The organism is Afipia sp. GW821-FHT14H12 (assembly GCF_058803465.1).
On record NZ_JBXAOZ010000001.1, the window covers coordinates 741,550 to 757,724 of the forward strand.

16 protein-coding genes are annotated in these 16,175 nt (G+C 62.7%); 9 read left to right on the top strand and 7 right to left on the bottom strand.

Annotation, left to right across the window (positions count from 1 at the left end):
• Window positions 1-18: 18 nt before the first annotated feature.
• Window positions 19-759, top strand: a complete 741-nt coding sequence (locus AC1RNA_RS03700) for a superoxide dismutase (RefSeq protein ID WP_048757692.1) — start codon at window positions 19-21, stop codon at window positions 757-759.
• A gap of 33 nt (window positions 760-792) precedes the next feature.
• On the opposite strand, the gene AC1RNA_RS03705 is transcribed toward AC1RNA_RS03700, so the two are convergent.
• The gene (locus AC1RNA_RS03705; protein WP_492950305.1) at window positions 793-1,716 is read right to left on the bottom strand and encodes a LysR substrate-binding domain-containing protein; all 924 of its coding nucleotides are present in this window, start codon (window positions 1,714-1,716) and stop codon (window positions 793-795) included.
• Between the two features lie 184 nt (window positions 1,717-1,900).
• On the opposite strand from AC1RNA_RS03705, the gene katG reads away from it, so the two are divergent.
• Entirely contained in the window at window positions 1,901-4,090 is a 2,190-nt protein-coding gene (katG, locus tag AC1RNA_RS03710; protein WP_492950306.1) for a catalase/peroxidase HPI, read from the top strand.
• Between the two features lie 130 nt (window positions 4,091-4,220).
• Complete coding sequence (locus AC1RNA_RS03715) at window positions 4,221-4,811, top strand: glutathione S-transferase family protein (RefSeq protein WP_492950307.1); 591 nt, start codon at window positions 4,221-4,223, stop codon at window positions 4,809-4,811.
• 3 nt (window positions 4,812-4,814) lie between these two features.
• On the opposite strand, the gene fabI is transcribed toward AC1RNA_RS03715, so the two are convergent.
• The 3 genes from fabI to fabA all read right to left on the bottom strand — a co-directional run bounded on the left by fabI (window position 4,815) and on the right by fabA (window position 7,516).
• Window positions 4,815-5,624 (bottom strand): enoyl-ACP reductase FabI, encoded by an 810-nt coding sequence (gene fabI / locus AC1RNA_RS03720; protein WP_492950308.1) that lies wholly within the window; start codon window positions 5,622-5,624, stop codon window positions 4,815-4,817.
• A gap of 48 nt (window positions 5,625-5,672) precedes the next feature.
• Window positions 5,673-6,896 (bottom strand): beta-ketoacyl-ACP synthase I, encoded by a 1,224-nt coding sequence (gene fabB, locus AC1RNA_RS03725; RefSeq protein ID WP_048757697.1) that lies wholly within the window; start codon window positions 6,894-6,896, stop codon window positions 5,673-5,675.
• 89 nt (window positions 6,897-6,985) lie between these two features.
• Window positions 6,986-7,516: a 3-hydroxyacyl-[acyl-carrier-protein] dehydratase FabA gene (gene fabA, locus AC1RNA_RS03730; protein WP_009338784.1), complete on the bottom strand. Its 531-nt coding sequence runs from the start codon at window positions 7,514-7,516 to the stop codon at window positions 6,986-6,988.
• Window positions 7,517-7,728: 212 nt separating this feature from the next.
• On the opposite strand from fabA, the gene irrA reads away from it, so the two are divergent.
• Window positions 7,729-8,223: an iron response transcriptional regulator IrrA gene (irrA, locus tag AC1RNA_RS03735; protein WP_009338783.1), complete on the top strand. Its 495-nt coding sequence runs from the start codon at window positions 7,729-7,731 to the stop codon at window positions 8,221-8,223.
• A gap of 97 nt (window positions 8,224-8,320) precedes the next feature.
• Here irrA and AC1RNA_RS03740 read toward each other — a convergent pair whose 3' ends face one another.
• Complete coding sequence (locus AC1RNA_RS03740; protein WP_433994122.1) at window positions 8,321-8,812, bottom strand: SH3 domain-containing protein; 492 nt, start codon at window positions 8,810-8,812, stop codon at window positions 8,321-8,323.
• Window positions 8,813-9,109: 297 nt separating this feature from the next.
• Between AC1RNA_RS03740 and AC1RNA_RS03745 the strand changes: the two genes are divergently transcribed.
• Entirely contained in the window at window positions 9,110-10,108 is a 999-nt protein-coding gene (locus tag AC1RNA_RS03745) for a 2-hydroxyacid dehydrogenase (protein WP_009338781.1), read from the top strand.
• A gap of 6 nt (window positions 10,109-10,114) precedes the next feature.
• On the opposite strand, the gene AC1RNA_RS03750 is transcribed toward AC1RNA_RS03745, so the two are convergent.
• Together AC1RNA_RS03750 and mutM are read right to left on the bottom strand one after the other, a co-directional pair.
• Window positions 10,115-10,915 (bottom strand): HesA/MoeB/ThiF family protein, encoded by an 801-nt coding sequence (locus AC1RNA_RS03750; protein ID WP_492950309.1) that lies wholly within the window; start codon window positions 10,913-10,915, stop codon window positions 10,115-10,117.
• A 12-nt stretch (window positions 10,916-10,927) separates the two neighbouring features.
• Window positions 10,928-11,809, bottom strand: a complete 882-nt coding sequence (gene mutM, locus AC1RNA_RS03755; protein ID WP_492950310.1) for a bifunctional DNA-formamidopyrimidine glycosylase/DNA-(apurinic or apyrimidinic site) lyase — start codon at window positions 11,807-11,809, stop codon at window positions 10,928-10,930.
• A 77-nt stretch (window positions 11,810-11,886) separates the two neighbouring features.
• On the opposite strand from mutM, the gene ubiE reads away from it, so the two are divergent.
• From ubiE to dut, 4 genes are read left to right on the top strand one after another with little or no spacing between them, the layout of a single operon-like run.
• The gene (gene ubiE / locus AC1RNA_RS03760) at window positions 11,887-12,651 is read left to right on the top strand and encodes a bifunctional demethylmenaquinone methyltransferase/2-methoxy-6-polyprenyl-1,4-benzoquinol methylase UbiE (protein ID WP_492950311.1); all 765 of its coding nucleotides are present in this window, start codon (window positions 11,887-11,889) and stop codon (window positions 12,649-12,651) included.
• Window positions 12,648-14,216, top strand: coding sequence for a 2-polyprenylphenol 6-hydroxylase (gene ubiB, locus AC1RNA_RS03765; RefSeq protein WP_492950312.1), 1,569 nt, complete (start codon window positions 12,648-12,650; stop codon window positions 14,214-14,216). The genes ubiE and ubiB overlap by 4 nt, the downstream gene beginning before the upstream one ends.
• A 55-nt stretch (window positions 14,217-14,271) precedes the next feature.
• Window positions 14,272-15,693: a bifunctional phosphopantothenoylcysteine decarboxylase/phosphopantothenate--cysteine ligase CoaBC gene (gene coaBC / locus AC1RNA_RS03770; protein WP_492950313.1), complete on the top strand. Its 1,422-nt coding sequence runs from the start codon at window positions 14,272-14,274 to the stop codon at window positions 15,691-15,693.
• Window positions 15,690-16,148 (top strand): dUTP diphosphatase, encoded by a 459-nt coding sequence (gene dut, locus AC1RNA_RS03775; protein WP_492950314.1) that lies wholly within the window; start codon window positions 15,690-15,692, stop codon window positions 16,146-16,148. Before coaBC ends, dut begins: the two co-directional genes overlap by 4 nt.
• Window positions 16,149-16,175: the final 27 nt, after the last annotated feature.

The window sequence follows — 16,175 nt, forward strand, 5'->3', positions numbered from 1 at the left end:
CATCAGGGAGACGTTCGTATGATCAGCCTTTCCCGCCGCCATCTGTTCACCGGGGCTGCCGGCCTTATCGCCACAGCCGCATTGCCCCGCATCACGCTCGCACAGGCTCCCACCGCACCGGCCGCAGCCGAGGGCCCCTTCAAACTGCCGCCGCTGTCTTACGCGACCAACGTGCTTGAGCCGCATATCGATGCGAAGACCATGGAAATCCACCATGACAAGCATCACGGCGCTTATGTCGCCAACATGAACAATTTCGCCAAGACCGCGCCGCAGCTCGGCCAGACGCCGATCGAGACCATCCTCGCCAACCTCGTCAACGTGCCGGACGGCATCCGCGTCGGCGTCCGCAACAATCTCGGCGGCCACGCCAACCACACGATGTTCTGGGAAATCATGGGGGCGAATGGCGGCGCACCGGAGGGCGAGGTTCTTGCGGCGATCAACCGCGACTTCGGCGATCTCGACAAGATGAAGACGGCGTTCAACACCGCAGGCGCCGGCCAGTTCGGCTCCGGCTGGGTGTTCGTCACCGTCAACAAAGAGGGCAAGCTCAGCATCGAGGCGCTGCCCAATCAGGACACGCCGCTGATGTACGGCAAGCGCGTACTACTCGGCAACGACGTGTGGGAGCACGCCTATTATCTGAACTACCAGAACCGCCGCGCCGACTATCTCAAGGCGTGGTGGAACGTGGTGAACTGGCAGAAGATCGGCGAACGCTATGCCGCCGCGAAGGCCGGAACGCTGACGCTCTGAAGTGTTACGTCACATTCCAAAAGGCGGCTGATTTCAGCCGCCTTTTCTTTTGTCGCGGCGAGGCGCGAAGCACTCCTTCACCAGATCGCTGAGAACCTGAAAATCCTGCTTGCGCGGCGAGGTGCGGCGAAACACCAGGCCGATGCTGCGCCCCGGCTGCGGCTCCTTGAACCGCAAAATCTTCACGCGCTCGTCCCGCAATTCGACATCGGCGGCGATTTGCGGAATGAGCGTGATGCCATAGCCGCTCGCGACCATCTGCATCACCGTCGCAAGGCTGCTCGCGCCGAAGGTCATGCCGCCCGCATTGCGGCCGCCGGAAGCGGTGGCACAAAACGCCAGCGCCTGATCGCGCAGGCAATGGCCGTCTTCGAGCAGGATCAAGCGCTCCTGCTCGATGTCGCCTGCCACGACGCGCTTTGTCTCGTCGCGCGGATCGTTCGCCGGAACCGCCAGCAGGAAGGCATCGTCGAACAGGGCAATGCTGTCGATGTCGTTCTCCTGCACCGGCAACGCCAGCATGGCGGCATCGAGCGCCCCGCTTTTTACCTCATCCAGCATTTGCCGCGTCTGCGTCTCGCGCAATTCGAGTTGTAGGTCGGGGAACCGCGCCTGCAGGAGTGGCAGGAATTTCGGCAGCGCATAAGGCGCGAGCGACGGAATCATGCCGAGCGTGAGCCGACCGGCCAGCGGTTGTGCGCGATGGTGCGCAAAATCCACGAGGTCGCGCGCCTTCGCCAGCACGTCCTCGCCCCGTCTCGCGATGTCCCGTCCGGCATCGGTCAGCGTCACCGCCCCCGGGCGGCGCTCCACCAGCGCCAGCCCCAGTTCGCCCTCCAGATCGCGGATCTGCATCGAGAGCGCGGGCTGCGTCACCGCACACGCCTCTGCCGCACGGCCAAAATGCTCGTGCTGCGCCAAGGCAGCCAAATATCGCAGTTGTTTCAGGGTGATCATGTCGATCAGATTATCTTATCGGAGGCCAAAGGCAATTCGACTAGACCTGATATTGGAATAAATCCAAACTCCGGTCACATCCACTCGCCAGACTGACCCTTGGGTCAAAGCGCGGAGGCTGCGGCACGGATCGCAGCCGGGCAGCGCGGCGGACAATCAAAATCAAAGCAATCGGAGAGAATCCATGGACGCCAAAACCGACGACAAAGGCGCGGGCAAATGCCCCGTAATGCACAGCAAGGGCCGCAGCAACCGTGACTGGTGGCCGGAGCATCTCGATCTGAGCATTCTGCACAGCCATACGCCCGCCGCCGATCCGATGGGCGAGGGCTTCGACTACATCAAGGAATTCGAGAGCCTCGATCTCGATGCCGTCATCAAGGACCTGCATGCTCTGATGACCGACAGCCAGGACTGGTGGCCGGCCGACTTCGGCCACTACGGCGGCCTGATGGTCCGCATGGCGTGGCATTCGGCGGGCACCTATCGCATCACTGACGGCCGCGGCGGCGCGGGTGCCGGGCAGCAGCGTTTCGCACCGCTGAACTCGTGGCCGGACAACGTGCTGCTCGACCGGGCGCGCCGGTTGCTCTGGCCGATCAAGCAGAAATACGGCCGCAAGATTTCGTGGGCCGATCTCATCGTCCTGACAGGCAACGTCGCGCTGGAATCGATGGGCTTCAAGACGTTTGGATTTGCAGGTGGCCGCGCCGATGTGTGGGAGCCGGAAGAACTCTATTGGGGTCCCGAAGGAACGTGGCTCGGCGATGAACGCTACAGCGGCGAGCGCCAGCTCTCCGAGCCGCTCGCCGCCGTGCAGATGGGTCTGATCTACGTCAACCCGGAAGGCCCGAACGGCAAGCCGGACCCACTGGCGGCAGCCAAGGACATTCGCGAAACCTTCTTCCGCATGGCGATGAACGACGAAGAAACCGTCGCGCTGATCGCCGGCGGCCACACTTTCGGCAAGACCCATGGCGCAGGCGATGCGTCACTGGTGGGTCCCGCGCCGGAAGCCGCCGCAATCGAGGATCAGGGCCTTGGCTGGAAAAGCAGGTTTGGCACTGGCAAGGGTAGTGACGCAATCGGTAGCGGTCTCGAAGTCACCTGGACCCAGACGCCGACGAAGTGGGACAACAACTTCTTCGAGACCCTGTTCAAGTTTGAGTGGGAGCTAACCAAGAGCCCGGCTGGTGCGCACCAGTGGAAGGCGAAGAACGCTCCCGCCATTACGCCGGACGCTCACGACCCGTCGAAGAAGCATGTGCCGACCATGCTCACCACCGACCTGTCGCTGCGCTTCGACCCGATCTACGAGAAGATTTCGCGCCGCTTCCTTGAGAATCCGGATCAGTTCGCGGACGCGTTCGCCCGCGCCTGGTTCAAGCTCACCCACCGCGACATGGGCCCGCGCGTCCGCTATCGTGGAAAGCTGGTGCCGAAGGAAATCCTGATCTGGCAGGACCCGATTCCGGCCAACGATCGTGCGGCGCTCGGCAGCAAGGACATCGCCGACCTGAAGGCTAAGATTCTCGCCTCCGGCCTCACCGTGCCGCAGCTTGTCTCGACGGCATGGGCGTCGGCTTCGACGTTCCGCACCTCCGACAAGCGCGGCGGCGCCAACGGCGCGCGCATTCACCTTGCGCCGCAGAAGGACTGGGAGGTCAACCAGCCGAAGCAGCTTGCAACGGTACTCGCCAAGCTTGAAGCGATTCAAAAGGAGAGCGGCAACAAGATCTCGCTCGCCGACCTGATCGTGCTGGCTGGCAATGCCGGTGTGGAGAAGGCGGCAAAGGATGCCGGCGTATCCGTCACCGTGCCGTTCGCGCCGGGCCGGATGGACGCCACGCAGGAGCAGACGGATGTAGCCTCCTTCGGGCCGCTTGAGCCGCGTGCCGATGGCTTCCGCAACTACATCGGCAAGACGCATCAGTTCATGCGTCCCGAGGAAGCTCTAGTGGACCGGGCTCAACTGCTGACGCTGACGGCTCCGGAGATGACGGCGCTCATCGGCGGACTCCGCGTGCTCGGCGCCAATTTTGGCGATTCCAAGCATGGCGTCTTCACGCAGAAGCCCGGCACGCTGACCAACGACTTCTTCGTCAACCTGCTCGACATGGGCACGGAATGGCAGCCAGCCGGTGACACCTATGAAGGCCGAGACCGCAAAACCAAGGCCGTGAAGTGGACCGCGACGCGCATCGATCTCGTCTTCGGCGCACACTCGCAGCTTCGCGCTCTGGCGGAAGTCTATGGAAGCGCGGATGCCAAGGAGAAGTTCGTGAAAGACTTCGTCAAGGCATGGGCCAAGGTGATGAATGCCGACCGCTTCGATCTCGCGGACCGGCCGCAGACGCTGCAGGCCGCCGAATAAACTCGGCAGCAGACCGATCAAAAACAAACCTCCGCGATTTTCGCGGAGGTTTTTTATTTTCACCCTCGCTCTTGCCCTTTTGGGACGATTGCCTCAAAGCAGTCGCCAAATTTTGCTTCGGGAGGTTCGCATGAAGCTCTATTGGTCGCCGCGCTCACGCTCCTTCACCACGCTCTGGCTGATGGAGGAAACCGGCGAGCCCTACGAACGCGTGCTGACCGACATCTCCACCGGCGCGAACAAGACGCCGGACTATCTTGCGATCAACCCGATGGGCAAGGTGCCTGCGCTGGCCGATGGCGATGCCGTGATGGCGGAATCAGCCGCGATCTGCACCTATGTCGCGGACCATTATCCGCAGGCGAAGCTTGCGCCACCCATCGGCGATCCGCGCCGCGCCAAATATCTACAATGGATGTTCTTTGCGCCGAGTTGCATCGAGCCTGCTATCCTGCAGGCCTACCTCAAGCTCGAAATCCCCGCTGTCAGCGCTGCATGGGGCAGCACGACGCAAACCTTCGACGTTCTGGATCAGGCTCTGGAGAAGGGACCGTGGTTGCTGGGCGACGATTTCTCCGCTGCCGATGTCGCCATCGGCGCGGGCATCAATTACGCCATCCGCATGTTCAAGATGGTTCCGACACGGCCGAATTTCGACCGCTATCTCGATGCGTGCGCCGCGCGGCCCGCATTCCAGACCGCTGCGAAGCTGACGACCTGAGGCTTAGTCGGCGTTGCCGTTATCCTTCAGCGCATCGGGGTGCGGCATCGAGATGATGTTGTAACCGGCGTCGACGAAATGCGTCTCGCCGGTGACACCACCCGACAGATCCGACAACAGATACAACGCCGTGCCGCCCAATTCGTCGAGCGTCACGCCGCGGCCGAGCGGCGAATGCTTCTGCTGGAACGCAAACATCGCGCGCGAATCGCCAATGCCGGCGCCCGCCAGCGTGCGCACCGGCCCCGCCGAAATCGCGTTGACGCGAATGCCATCGCGGCCGAAATCGGCGGCGAGATAACGAGTCGAGGCCTCCAGCGCCGCCTTGGCGACGCCCATTACATTGTAATTCGGCATCACGCGGGTCGAGCCGCCGAATGTCAGCGTCACCATCGCGCCGCCATCGGGCATCAGCTTCGCCGCGCGCGCCGCCACTTCTGTGAAGGAGAAGCAGGAGATCACCATGGTGCGCGAGAAGTTCGCGCGCGTGGTATCGACATAGCGGCCCTTCAATTCGTTCTTGTCCGAGAAGCCGATGGCATGGACGAGAAAATCCATCTTGCTCCATGCGTTCTTGATCGCATCGAACGTGGCGTCAACGCTGGCGATATCCTCGACATCGCAAGGCAGAACGAGCTTGGCGCCGAGCGATTCCGCGAGCGGTTTCACCCGCTTGCCAAGCGCCTCGCCCTGATAGGTGAAGGCTAGCTCCGCGCCATGCGCGGCAAGGGTTTTAGCAATTCCCCAGGCAATGGAGTGATCGTTGGCGACGCCCATGATGAGCCCGCGCTTGCCATGCATCAATCCCGACATCGGTTCGTCCTAGCAAATGAAAACCCGTCCGGGCGGACGGGTTGAAGATCAGGCATCCAGTCGCTTGAACACCAGCGTGGCGTTGGTGCCGCCGAAGCCGAACGAGTTCGACAGCACAGTGCCGACCTTGGCATTGTCGATGCGCTTGCGCACGATCGGCATGTCGGCGAACACCGGATCGAGTTCCTGAATGTTGGCACTCTCGCAGATGAAACCGTTGTTCATCATCAAGAGCGAATAGATCGCTTCCTGCACGCCAGTCGCACCCAGGGAATGTCCGGTCAGCGATTTGGTGGCGGAGATCGGCGGGCACTTGTCGCCCACGCCGAACACCTTGCGGATGGCATTGATTTCCGGCGGATCACCCGCGGGCGTCGAGGTCGCGTGCGGATTGATGTAATCGATCGGCCCCTTCACGGTGGATAGCGCCATGCGCATGCAGCGCTCCGCGCCTTCGCCTGAGGGCGCGACCATGTCGTAACCATCAGACGTCGCGCCGTAGCCGACGATCTCGCCGTAAATCCTCGCGCCGCGCGCCTTGGCGTGCTCCAGTTCTTCCAGCACCACGACGCCGGCGCCGCCGGCGATGACGAAACCATCGCGATTCACATCGTAGGCCCGCGAAGCGGTCGACGGCGTGTCATTGTATTTCGAGGACATCGCGCCCATCGCATCGAACAGCACCGAGAGCGACCAGTGGAGTTCTTCGCAGCCGCCCGCGAACATCACGTCCTGCTTGCCGTACTGAATCATCTCGTAGGCATTGCCGATGCAATGGTTCGAGGTCGCGCAGGCCGAGGAGATCGAATAGTTCACGCCCTTGATCTTGAACCAGGTCGCCAGCGTTGCGGACGCGGTCGAGGACATCGCCTTGGGCACCGCAAACGGGCCGACGCGCTTCGGTCCCTTGGTACGCGTGGTGTCGGCGGCTTCGACGATGGTGCGCGCGGAAGGGCCGCCCGATCCCATGATGATGCCGGTGCGCACGTTGGACACATCGGATTCCTCAAGGCCGGAATCGCGGATCGCCTGTTCCATCGCGACATGATTCCACGCCGCCCCTTCCGCGAGAAAACGCATCGCGCGGCGGTCCACCACCTCGGCCGGATTCAGAGTCGGCGCGCCCTGCACCTGCGAACGGAATCCAAGCTTGGCATATTCCTCCGCGCGCGTGATGCCCGGCTTCGCCTCATGCAGACTCGCCAGAACTTCCTGAGTGTTGTTTCCGATGGACGAGACGATCCCCATCCCCGTGACGACAACTCGTCGCATGATTTTGCCTCACTCGATTCCGTGTTGTGGCCTTGTGTCCGGCCGTTCACCGGGCCTGGAAGTTTAATCCAGGCACCTCCCGCACTGAATTACTTTCCGGCCTGTGCCGGCGCGTCCTGTTGAAAAAGCCCGACCTTCAGATCGCTTGCGCGATAGATAATCTCGCCATCGGTCGAAAGCCAGCCATCGGCCACGCCGAGCACGAGCTTGGAGCGCATCACACGCTTCATGTCGATGTGATACTGAACCTTGGTGACATTCGGCAGCACCTGACCGGAGAACTTCAGATCGCCAAGGCCAAGTGCCCGCCCGCGTCCGGCGCCGCCAGTCCAGCCAAGGAAGAAGCCGACCATCTGCCACAGCGCATCGAGGCCGAGGCAGCCCGGCATCACGGGGTCGCCTTTGAAGTGGCAGCCGAAAAACCACAGGTCGGGCTTAACGTCGAGCTCGGCCCGGATGACCCCCTTGCCGAATTCGCCACCGGTGTCCGAGATTTCGGTAATCCGGTCGAACATCAGCATCGGCGGCAAAGGCAATTGGGCATTGCCGGGGCCGAATAATTCGCCGCGGCCACAAGCCAGCAAGTCCTCGTAATTATAGCTGTTTTGCCGCTCGCGCATCGAATCTCCCCCAATCGGCCCGATGCCGGTTGCGAACCGGTCCTAACATAGCCATTTCAGCCAGGCAAAGCAGCGATTGGTTTTCCGGAACCCCCGATCAAAGTCTTTGATCCAGTTGCGAAAAACTTGCATGTAGTTGCATCCTTCGCTACGATATGGCATATCTTTGGAAACTTAGTTTCCAAGCGTTGCGTATTTCAGAGGTCCGAAAAGTGAGCGAGATCGACAGCACCGAGGGGCACACCGATGCCGGTCACGTCCATGGATATGTTCATGGCCATGCGCCGGTGCTCACCGGCTGCCCGTGGCATGACGTCAACGAAATGTTGCAATCCGTCGGACTGCGCCCCACCCGCCAGCGCATGGCGCTCGGCTGGCTTTTGTTCGGCAAGGGTGACCGCCACCTGACCGCGGAAATGCTGTACGAGGAAGCGACGCTTGCCAAGGTCCCGGTATCGCTCGCAACCGTCTACAACACGCTGAATCAGCTTACCGAAGCCGGCCTGTTGCGTCAGGTCAGCGTCGACGGCACCAAGACTTATTTCGACACCAACGTCACCGCGCACCACCACTTCTATCTCGAAGGCAATCACGAGCTGGTCGACATTCCCGACCAGAACCTGATGCTGCAGCAGATGCCGGATGTGCCGGAAGGCTACGAAATCAGCCGCGTCGATATGGTCGTGCGGTTGCGCAAGAAGCGCTGAACGGCGCGCTGCGCCGCATCGACAATTTTCAAAAAAACGCCGGCCGGATGATCCGGCCGGCGTTTTTTATTGCGCCTGATTATTTATTTGCTGGCGATCAGTTCACCTTCTCGTCGGCATAAACGCCCCATAGCCGCTGCTGCTCGATCCAGCCGTCAAATCCTTCGCCGGTGATACGGCACCACTTCCCGGTGCAGCGCTTCACCTGCGCGATCACACCGGCCTGCAGGCGCGCCGACACCGCGCTGTCCTCGCTCGGATCATCCCGCAGCGCAGCAAGCTCGCCCTTTGTCTTCATGGTGACGACCGCAGTACGGCGGCCGGACAATAGCGAGTGATACACCCAGCCTTCCGAGCCTTCGGAATCGCGGACGCGCCGCCAGTTCTCGAATTCCGCCGTCACTTCCACCGGCAGCCCCGCACGGGTGTAGATCCAGCTCACGTCCTGATCCTTGGTCGGGCCAACCCGGACATTGACGTGATCGGACTTCAGGCTGACGTAACGCGGCACCGGCAACCCGCTCGTGGTCTGCACATCCTTGGCCGCATGCCCGGTTCCGCCCGTCATTCCCCAGGTTGCGAGCGCCATCAGCATTGCCCAGATCGAAGACCGTAATTCCATCATCCGCATTCCGTAATTTAACCGCAGCACCATGGCCTTAGACGTTCGGACGAGACGCGGGCCATATCCCGCCGCAACTGCCTTCGCCGGGCCATCCTGGTTCTTGTCTTGATCCGGCCTTCTGATAGAGAGGACCGAAGCTTTCAACGCGGGACACCTTGGGCACAGGAACGGGAAACCTTGCAGCCGGAGTCCAATTCGTACATTCGAACACGCCGGTTAATGCGGACTGAACGCCGGGCAATCCGGTCTTAAGGATGAGCAATGTCGGGTAAGAAAAAGCCGCTGATCGTCGTCACGCGCAAATTGCCGGACAGCACCGAAACGCGCATGCGCGAACTGTTCGACACCCGGCTCAACATCGACGATGTCCCGATGACGAAGGCCCAGTTGATCGACGCGGTCCAAAACGCGGACGTGCTGGTGCCGACCGTCAGTGATGAGATCGACGCCGACATTCTCAGCCATGCCAACGGCAAGCTGCGCCTGATCGCTCATTTCGGCAACGGCGTGGACAATCTCGATGTCGCCGCCGCCGTCGCGCGCGGCATCACAGTCACCAACACGCCGAAGGTGCTCACCGAAGACACCGCCGACATGACCATGGCGCTGATCCTCGCCGTGCCGCGGCGACTGATCGAAGGCGCGGCCATCCTCACGAGTGGCGACTGGGCCGGCTGGTCGCCGACCTGGATGCTCGGCCATCGGATCGGCGGCAAGCGGCTCGGCATCATCGGCATGGGCCGCATCGGTCAGGCGCTGGCGCGGCGCGCGCACGCTTTCGGCATGCAGATCCACTACCACAACCGCCGTCCCGTCAGCCCGGCGATCGAGGAAGAACTCGGCGCGACCTACTGGGAAAGCCTCGACCAGATGCTGGCGCGGATGGACTTCATCTCGGTGAACTGTCCGCACACGCCCGCGACCTACCACCTGCTTTCGGCCCGGCGCCTCAAGCTCATCCGCAAGGACGCCTACATCATCAACACCGCGCGCGGCGAGATCATCGACGAGGCGACGCTGGTGAAGCTGATCGAGGACGGCGAGATCGCCGGTGCCGCGCTCGACGTGTTCGAACACGAACCCGCCGTGCACCCCAAGCTGGCGCGCCTCGCCAAGGCCAACAAGGTCGTGCTGCTGCCGCATATGGGCTCTGCCACGATCGAGGGCCGCGTCGACATGGGCGAGAAGGTCATCATCAACATCCGCACCTTCCTCGACGGCCACAAGCCGCCGGATCGCGTGCTGCCGAACATGCTATGATCCACCTCAGCGGTGCGCCGACAAATCCCTGATCGTCGGATGATCGCCGTTGAGCGGATTGACGGGATCGCGCGCATAGCGCAGCGTCTCAAAGCGCATCGCGCGCGCATCGATCATCAATAGGCGGCCGACCAGCCCTTCGCCGAAGCCGACGATCTCGCGAATTGCTTCCAGCGCCATCATCGAACCCAGCACGCCCGCGAACGCACCGACAAGTCCCGCTTCCTCGCAGGTCGGGATCGTGCCCGGCGGCGGCGCTTCCGGAAACAGGCAGCGATAGGTCGGATTGAATTCGCCATCCGCATTCTTCTCATGCGCGCGGATCGTCGTCAGCGAGGCGTCGAAAATCCCGAGCGCGCCTGCAATCAGCGTCTTTCCAGCAAGGTAGCAGGCATCCGAGACGAGATAGCGCGTGGTAAAATTGTCGGAGCCATCGACGACGATGTCATAGCCGCCGATGATCTCCATCGCATTGGAAGCATCAAGCCGCGTCTCATGCGTAACGAACGCGACATGCGGATTGAGCGCGCGAACGCTATCAGCAGCGCTCTGCGTTTTCAGGCGGCCGACATCGGACGTGGCGTGAATGATCTGACGCTGCAAATTCGACAGCGTCACGGTGTCGTCGTCGACGACGCCGAGCGTGCCGATACCGGCGGCGGCCAGATACATCAGGGCCGGTGCGCCAAGCCCGCCCGCGCCGATCACAAGAACCTTCGCGGCCTTGAGCGCGGCCTGCCCCTGCCCGCCGACTTCGCGCAGGACGATGTGGCGGGCATAGCGTTCAAGTTCTTCGGAGGTCAGCATGATATCGGGAACCTACTTCTGACAGCTCGGACACCAGAAGGTCGAGCGGCCGTTCTGAGTAAAGCGTTTCACGGTGCCACGGCAACCTCGCGTGCGGCATGGCTCGCCCTCGCGATCGTAGACTTGAAACGAGTGCTGGAAATAACCGAGTTCGCCCGAAGTCTGGCGGTGATCACGCAGCGACGAGCCACCTGCTTCAATGGCTGCGTTCAGCACCGCGCGAATCGCGGCAACAAGCCGCACGGCATGATCGGTCGGCGCGCCGCTTTTCGTTGCGAGCGTGGACGCCTGACGCTTTGGCGACAGATGCGCGCGAAACAACGCCTCGCAGACATAGATATTGCCAAGCCCCGCGACAACGCGCTGGTCGAGCAGCGCGGCCTTCAAAGATGTCTTCTTGCCCGCGCAAGCCTGCGCCAGCATGGCCGCGTCGAACGCATTGCCGAGCGGCTCCGGGCCGAGCGCCCTGAGGAATGGTTCGCCCTCAAGATCCGCGCGGGGCACGATCTTCATGTAGCCAAAGCGGCGCGGATCGTTGAACGAGATCACCGCGCCGTTGCCCATCTCGAACACGACGTGGTCGTGGGTGCGGTTCTCGCTGCGCGGATGATGAAACACGCCCGGTATCTTGCCGTTGTCACCCTGCATGACGCGAAACGAGCCCGACATGCCCAGATGCATCAACAGCACATCGCCGGAATCGAGGTCAGCCAAAAGATATTTGGCGCGGCGGCCAAGCCCGGTAATGACGTGGCCGTTCAGGCGGGCCGCAAAATCCTTTTGCAGCGGAAAGCGCAGGTCACCGCGATGGGCCGTGACGCGAGCGATTCGCACGCCCTCCATGGCCGGGATCAGACCGCGGCGGACCGTTTCAACCTCGGGTAATTCGGGCATTTCGGATTCACCTTGAGCGCCCAAGGTGATAGCGCCATTGCGCCCGCCACGCTATGGTGCCCGCCGGAGAGCCCAACATGAGCCAAGCGCCAGATAATTCGACACATTTCGGCTATCGGGAGGTTTCGCCCGGCGAAAAGCAGGGCCTCGTCAACGAGGTCTTCCACAACGTCGCGAAGCGCTACGATCTGATGAACGACCTGATGTCGGGCGGGCTGCACCGGGTCTGGAAGAACCTGATGGTGGAAACGCTCAATCCGCCGCGCGGGGAAGCCCCCTTCAGAATGCTCGATGTCGCGGGCGGCACTGGCGACATTTCCTTCCGCGCGGCCAAGGCGGCAGGCCCCAACTTCCATTCCACCGTCTGCGACATCAACACCGACATGCTGGCGGTAGGCCGCGAGCGGGCACAGGCCCAGGGACTGGATGATCGCGTCGATTTCGTCGAGGGCAACGCCGAGGCGCTCGCCTTCGCCGACAACAGCTTCGACGCCTACACCATCGCGTTCGGCATCCGTAACGTGCCGCAGATTCCGCTGGCGCTACGCGAGGCCTGGCGCGTGCTGAAGCCCGGCTCGCGTTTCCTCTGCCTCGAATTCTCCTCGGTTACCATGCCGGGCCTCGACAAGATCTACGACATCTTCTCGTTCAACATCATTCCTCAGATCGGCAAGGCCGTGACGGGCGATGCCGAATCCTATCGCTATCTGGTCGAATCGATTCGCCAGTTTCCGAAGCCCGACACCTTCGCGGAGATGATCCGCGATGCCGGGTTCTCGCGCGTGACCCATGAGATTTTTTCAGGCGGCATCGTCGCGCTGCATTCAGGCTGGCGTCTGTGATTTCTTCGCTCACGCACATCACCCGGCTTGCGCACGCCGCTTTCGTGTTCGCGCGCGAAGGCGTGTTCGGCGTCGTCGACCCCTCGCCCTTGCCTCCACCCGCGCAGGCCGCGATCCGCGCCGCGCGCTTGATCGAACGCCGGGGTACGAAATCCGGCGCGCGGCTGTCGCACGCGTTGACGCGATTAGGTCCCACTTACGTCAAGCTCGGACAATTTCTCGCAACACGCCCCGACGTCGTCGGCGTCGCGATGGCGCGCGACCTCGAGAGTCTTCAGGATCGTCTGCCGCCGTTTCCGCAGGACCAGGCCATCGCCGTGGTCGAGATGGGCTTGGAAAAGCCCATTACATCAGTATTTTCGCATTTCGGCGAATCCGTTGCCGCCGCTTCCATCGCACAGGTGCATCGCGCCGAGGTTTCGGACATCAACGGCACGCGCCCCGTCGCCGTCAAGATTCTGCGCCCCAATGTCGGCGCGCGCTTCAACCATGACCTCAATGCATTCCGCTACGCCGCGCGCAAAGCGGAGGGCGTTTCATCCGAAGCGCGGCGGCTGCGCCTGACCGAGATCATCGAGACGCTGGCGCGCTCGGTCGCCATGGAAATGGATCTGCGCATCGAGGCAGCGGCGCTCTCGGAGATGGCGGAAAACACGCGCGAGGATTCCGACTTCCGCGTGCCAACCGTCGATTGGGACCGCACCAGCCATCATGTCCTGACGATGGAGTGGATCGAGGGCATCGCGCTCAACGACCGCGCCCGGTTAGAGGCCGCAAATCTCGACCTGCCCGCGCTCGGTCGCAAGGTGATCCAGAATTTCCTCCGTCACGCGCTGCGCGACGGCTTCTTTCACGCCGACATGCATCCGGGCAACCTGTTCGTCGACAGCAACGAACGACTCGTAGCCGTCGATTTCGGCATCATGGGCCGGCTCGGGCTGAAGGAGCGGCAGTTCCTCGCCGAAATTCTCTACGGCTTCATCACCCGCAATTATCGCCGGGTCGCGGAAGTACATTTCGAGGCGGGTTACGTGCCCTCGCATCATTCGGTGGAGAATTTTGCACAAGCCATTCGCGCCATCGGCGAGCCGATCCACAACCGCGCCGCCGACGAAATCTCGATGGCGAAATTGCTCACACTGCTGCTCGAAGTCACCGGCCTGTTCGACATGCGGACGCGGCCTGAACTGATCCTGCTGCAAAAGACCATGGTGGTGGTGGAGGGCGTCGCGCGCTCCTACGACCCCAAACTCGACATCTGGAAGACCGCCGAACCCGTGGTGCGTGAGTGGATCGAGCGCAACCTCGGCCCGCTTGGCCGCATCCAGCAGGCCGCGAGCGGCGCGGGTGACCTTGGCCGCATTCTCTCCGGTCTGCCCGCCATTGCCGCGCGCTCGGTCGCCGCGCTGGAGCAATTTGAGGCCATGACCCGCGATGGACTGGTGCTGTCGCCAGATACGATAGCTGCCTTGGAGCGATCGGAGCGGCGCGGGCGGCATTGGGAGACAGTGGCGCTCTGGATCATCGCATTGAGTTTGCTTGGATTTCTCTGGCTCTCCTTCTAAATGCAATCACTCTAAGAAAGTTTGATTGCATTGCAATCAAATGCTAGATTGGCGCATGGCCAGCCTCACCGTCCGCAAGCTCGACGACGACATCAAGACCGCGCTGAAGCTGCGCGCGGCCCAGAGCGGCCGTTCGGTTGAGGACGAGGTTCGGGTGATCCTGCGGCAAGCCGCGGCGCAAGGCGAGGCTTTGCCGGTACGACCCAACTCATCTGTTTTGGAAGTCCCGCACCCTGAGCCGGGACAGGCACGCCACCGCGTCACCCTCATCATCGGCGGCGGCATTGCCGCCTACAAGGCGCTCGACCTGATCCGCCGCCTGAAGGAGCGCGGCTGTGAGGTCCGTTGCGTGCTGACGCGGGCGGCGGAAAAATTCGTCACCGCATTGAGTGCCAGCGCACTCGCGAACAGTCGCTGCTACACCGACTTGTTCGATGCCGAGAGCGAGTTCGACGCCGGGCACATTCGCCTCGCGCGCCATTGCGATCTCGTGGTGGTCGCACCCGCGACTGCTGACCTGATGGCGAAGATGGCGCAGGGCCTGGCCGACGATCTCGCCAGCGCCATTCTGCTTGCAACCAATAAGCCAGTCCTGCTCGCGCCCGCGATGAATCCGGCGATGTGGAACAACGCCGCCACACAGCGCAATGTCGCCCAGCTTGTCCGCGACGGTCGCATCCTCATTGGCCCGAACCGCGGCGAGATGGCGGAAGCCAACGAAGCAGGCCTTGGGCGGATGGCAGAGCCCGTGGAGATCGCGACGCGCGCGCTCGCTTTGCTAAAGCCTGCACACCCTCCAATTTTGCAGGGCCGGCGCGTGCTGATCACGGCGGGGCCCACGCACGAGCCGATCGACCCGGTGCGCTACATCGCCAACCGATCCTCCGGCAAACAGGGCTACGCCATTGCCGCAGCAGCCGCAGAGGCTGGCGCGGAGGTGGTGCTGGTGTCCGGCCCGGTGAACCTGCCCGACCCGCAAGGCGTCAAAACCATTCGCGTCGAAGCCGCACGCGACATGCTGGCCGAGGTCGAACGCGCTCTTCCCGCCGATATCGCGATCTTCGCCGCCGCCGTCGCGGACTGGCGCGTTGCCAGTGCAGGCCCGCAGAAGATCAAGAAAACCGCGCACGGCATGCCGCCGCTCGAAATGGTGGAGAATCCCGACATCCTCGCCACCGTCGCCAAACGGACATCGAACCGGCCGCCACTGGTGATCGGCTTTGCCGCCGAAACCGAGCATGTCGCGGAAAACGCCGCTGCGAAACTCGCGCGCAAAGGCTGCGACTGGATCGTCGCCAACGACGTGTCACCCGCAACCGGTATCATGGGCGGCGACAGCAACGCTGTACAGATTTTCATGAAGGACCGGGCCGCGCCGGAAAGCTGGCCCGCCATGAGCAAGGACGATGTCGCAACGCGCCTGATCGCCCGGATCGCGGACACATTCTCACCCACGGAAAGCATTGCACGCCCATGACCGAGCCGCTGCGGATCGCCGTCACCCAACTCCCGCATGGCGAAGGCCTTGCCTTGCCCGCCTACCAGACCGAGCACGCCGCCGGTCTCGATCTGCTTGCCGCCGTGCCGGAAGACAAGCCAATCCAGCTTGCGCCCGGCGACCGCGTGTTGGTTCCGACGGGCCTCGCGATCGCATTGCCTGTGGGCTATGAGGCGCAGGTGCGCCCGCGCTCCGGCCTTGCCATCAAACATGGCCTGACCGTTCTGAACTCGCCCGGCACCATCGACGCCGACTATCGCGGCGAGATCGGCGTGCCGCTCATCAATCATGGCCGCGAAACCTTCACGATCCGACGCGGCGAACGCATCGCGCAGATGGTGGTGGCACCGGTGGTACAGGTGGCGTTTGAATCTGTCGGGGAACTTCCGCCGAGCGCGCGAGGCGCGGGCGGTTTCGGCTCCACGGGCCGCTGATTCGCGGTTTTCATCCCCGCCGCACGC

What these genes read in the sequence shown, in the direction of transcription:
- AC1RNA_RS03700 (WP_048757692.1), top strand. Translation starts at nt 19, where the DNA reads ATGATCAGCCTTTCCCGCCGCCATCTGTTCACCGGGGCTGCCGGCCTT.
- AC1RNA_RS03705 (WP_492950305.1), bottom strand. Translation starts at nt 1,716, where the DNA reads ATGATCACCCTGAAACAACTGCGATATTTGGCTGCCTTGGCGCAGCAC.
- katG (WP_492950306.1), top strand. Translation starts at nt 1,901, where the DNA reads ATGGACGCCAAAACCGACGACAAAGGCGCGGGCAAATGCCCCGTAATG.
- AC1RNA_RS03715 (WP_492950307.1), top strand. Translation starts at nt 4,221, where the DNA reads ATGAAGCTCTATTGGTCGCCGCGCTCACGCTCCTTCACCACGCTCTGG.
- fabI (WP_492950308.1), bottom strand. Translation starts at nt 5,624, where the DNA reads ATGTCGGGATTGATGCATGGCAAGCGCGGGCTCATCATGGGCGTCGCC.
- fabB (WP_048757697.1), bottom strand. Translation starts at nt 6,896, where the DNA reads ATGCGACGAGTTGTCGTCACGGGGATGGGGATCGTCTCGTCCATCGGA.
- fabA (WP_009338784.1), bottom strand. Translation starts at nt 7,516, where the DNA reads ATGCGCGAGCGGCAAAACAGCTATAATTACGAGGACTTGCTGGCTTGT.
- AC1RNA_RS03740 (WP_433994122.1), bottom strand. Translation starts at nt 8,812, where the DNA reads ATGGCGCTCGCAACCTGGGGAATGACGGGCGGAACCGGGCATGCGGCC.
- AC1RNA_RS03745 (WP_009338781.1), top strand. Translation starts at nt 9,110, where the DNA reads ATGTCGGGTAAGAAAAAGCCGCTGATCGTCGTCACGCGCAAATTGCCG.
- AC1RNA_RS03750 (WP_492950309.1), bottom strand. Translation starts at nt 10,915, where the DNA reads ATGCTGACCTCCGAAGAACTTGAACGCTATGCCCGCCACATCGTCCTG.
- mutM (WP_492950310.1), bottom strand. Translation starts at nt 11,809, where the DNA reads ATGCCCGAATTACCCGAGGTTGAAACGGTCCGCCGCGGTCTGATCCCG.
- ubiE (WP_492950311.1), top strand. Translation starts at nt 11,887, where the DNA reads ATGAGCCAAGCGCCAGATAATTCGACACATTTCGGCTATCGGGAGGTT.
- coaBC (WP_492950313.1), top strand. Translation starts at nt 14,272, where the DNA reads ATGGCCAGCCTCACCGTCCGCAAGCTCGACGACGACATCAAGACCGCG.
- dut (WP_492950314.1), top strand. Translation starts at nt 15,690, where the DNA reads ATGACCGAGCCGCTGCGGATCGCCGTCACCCAACTCCCGCATGGCGAA.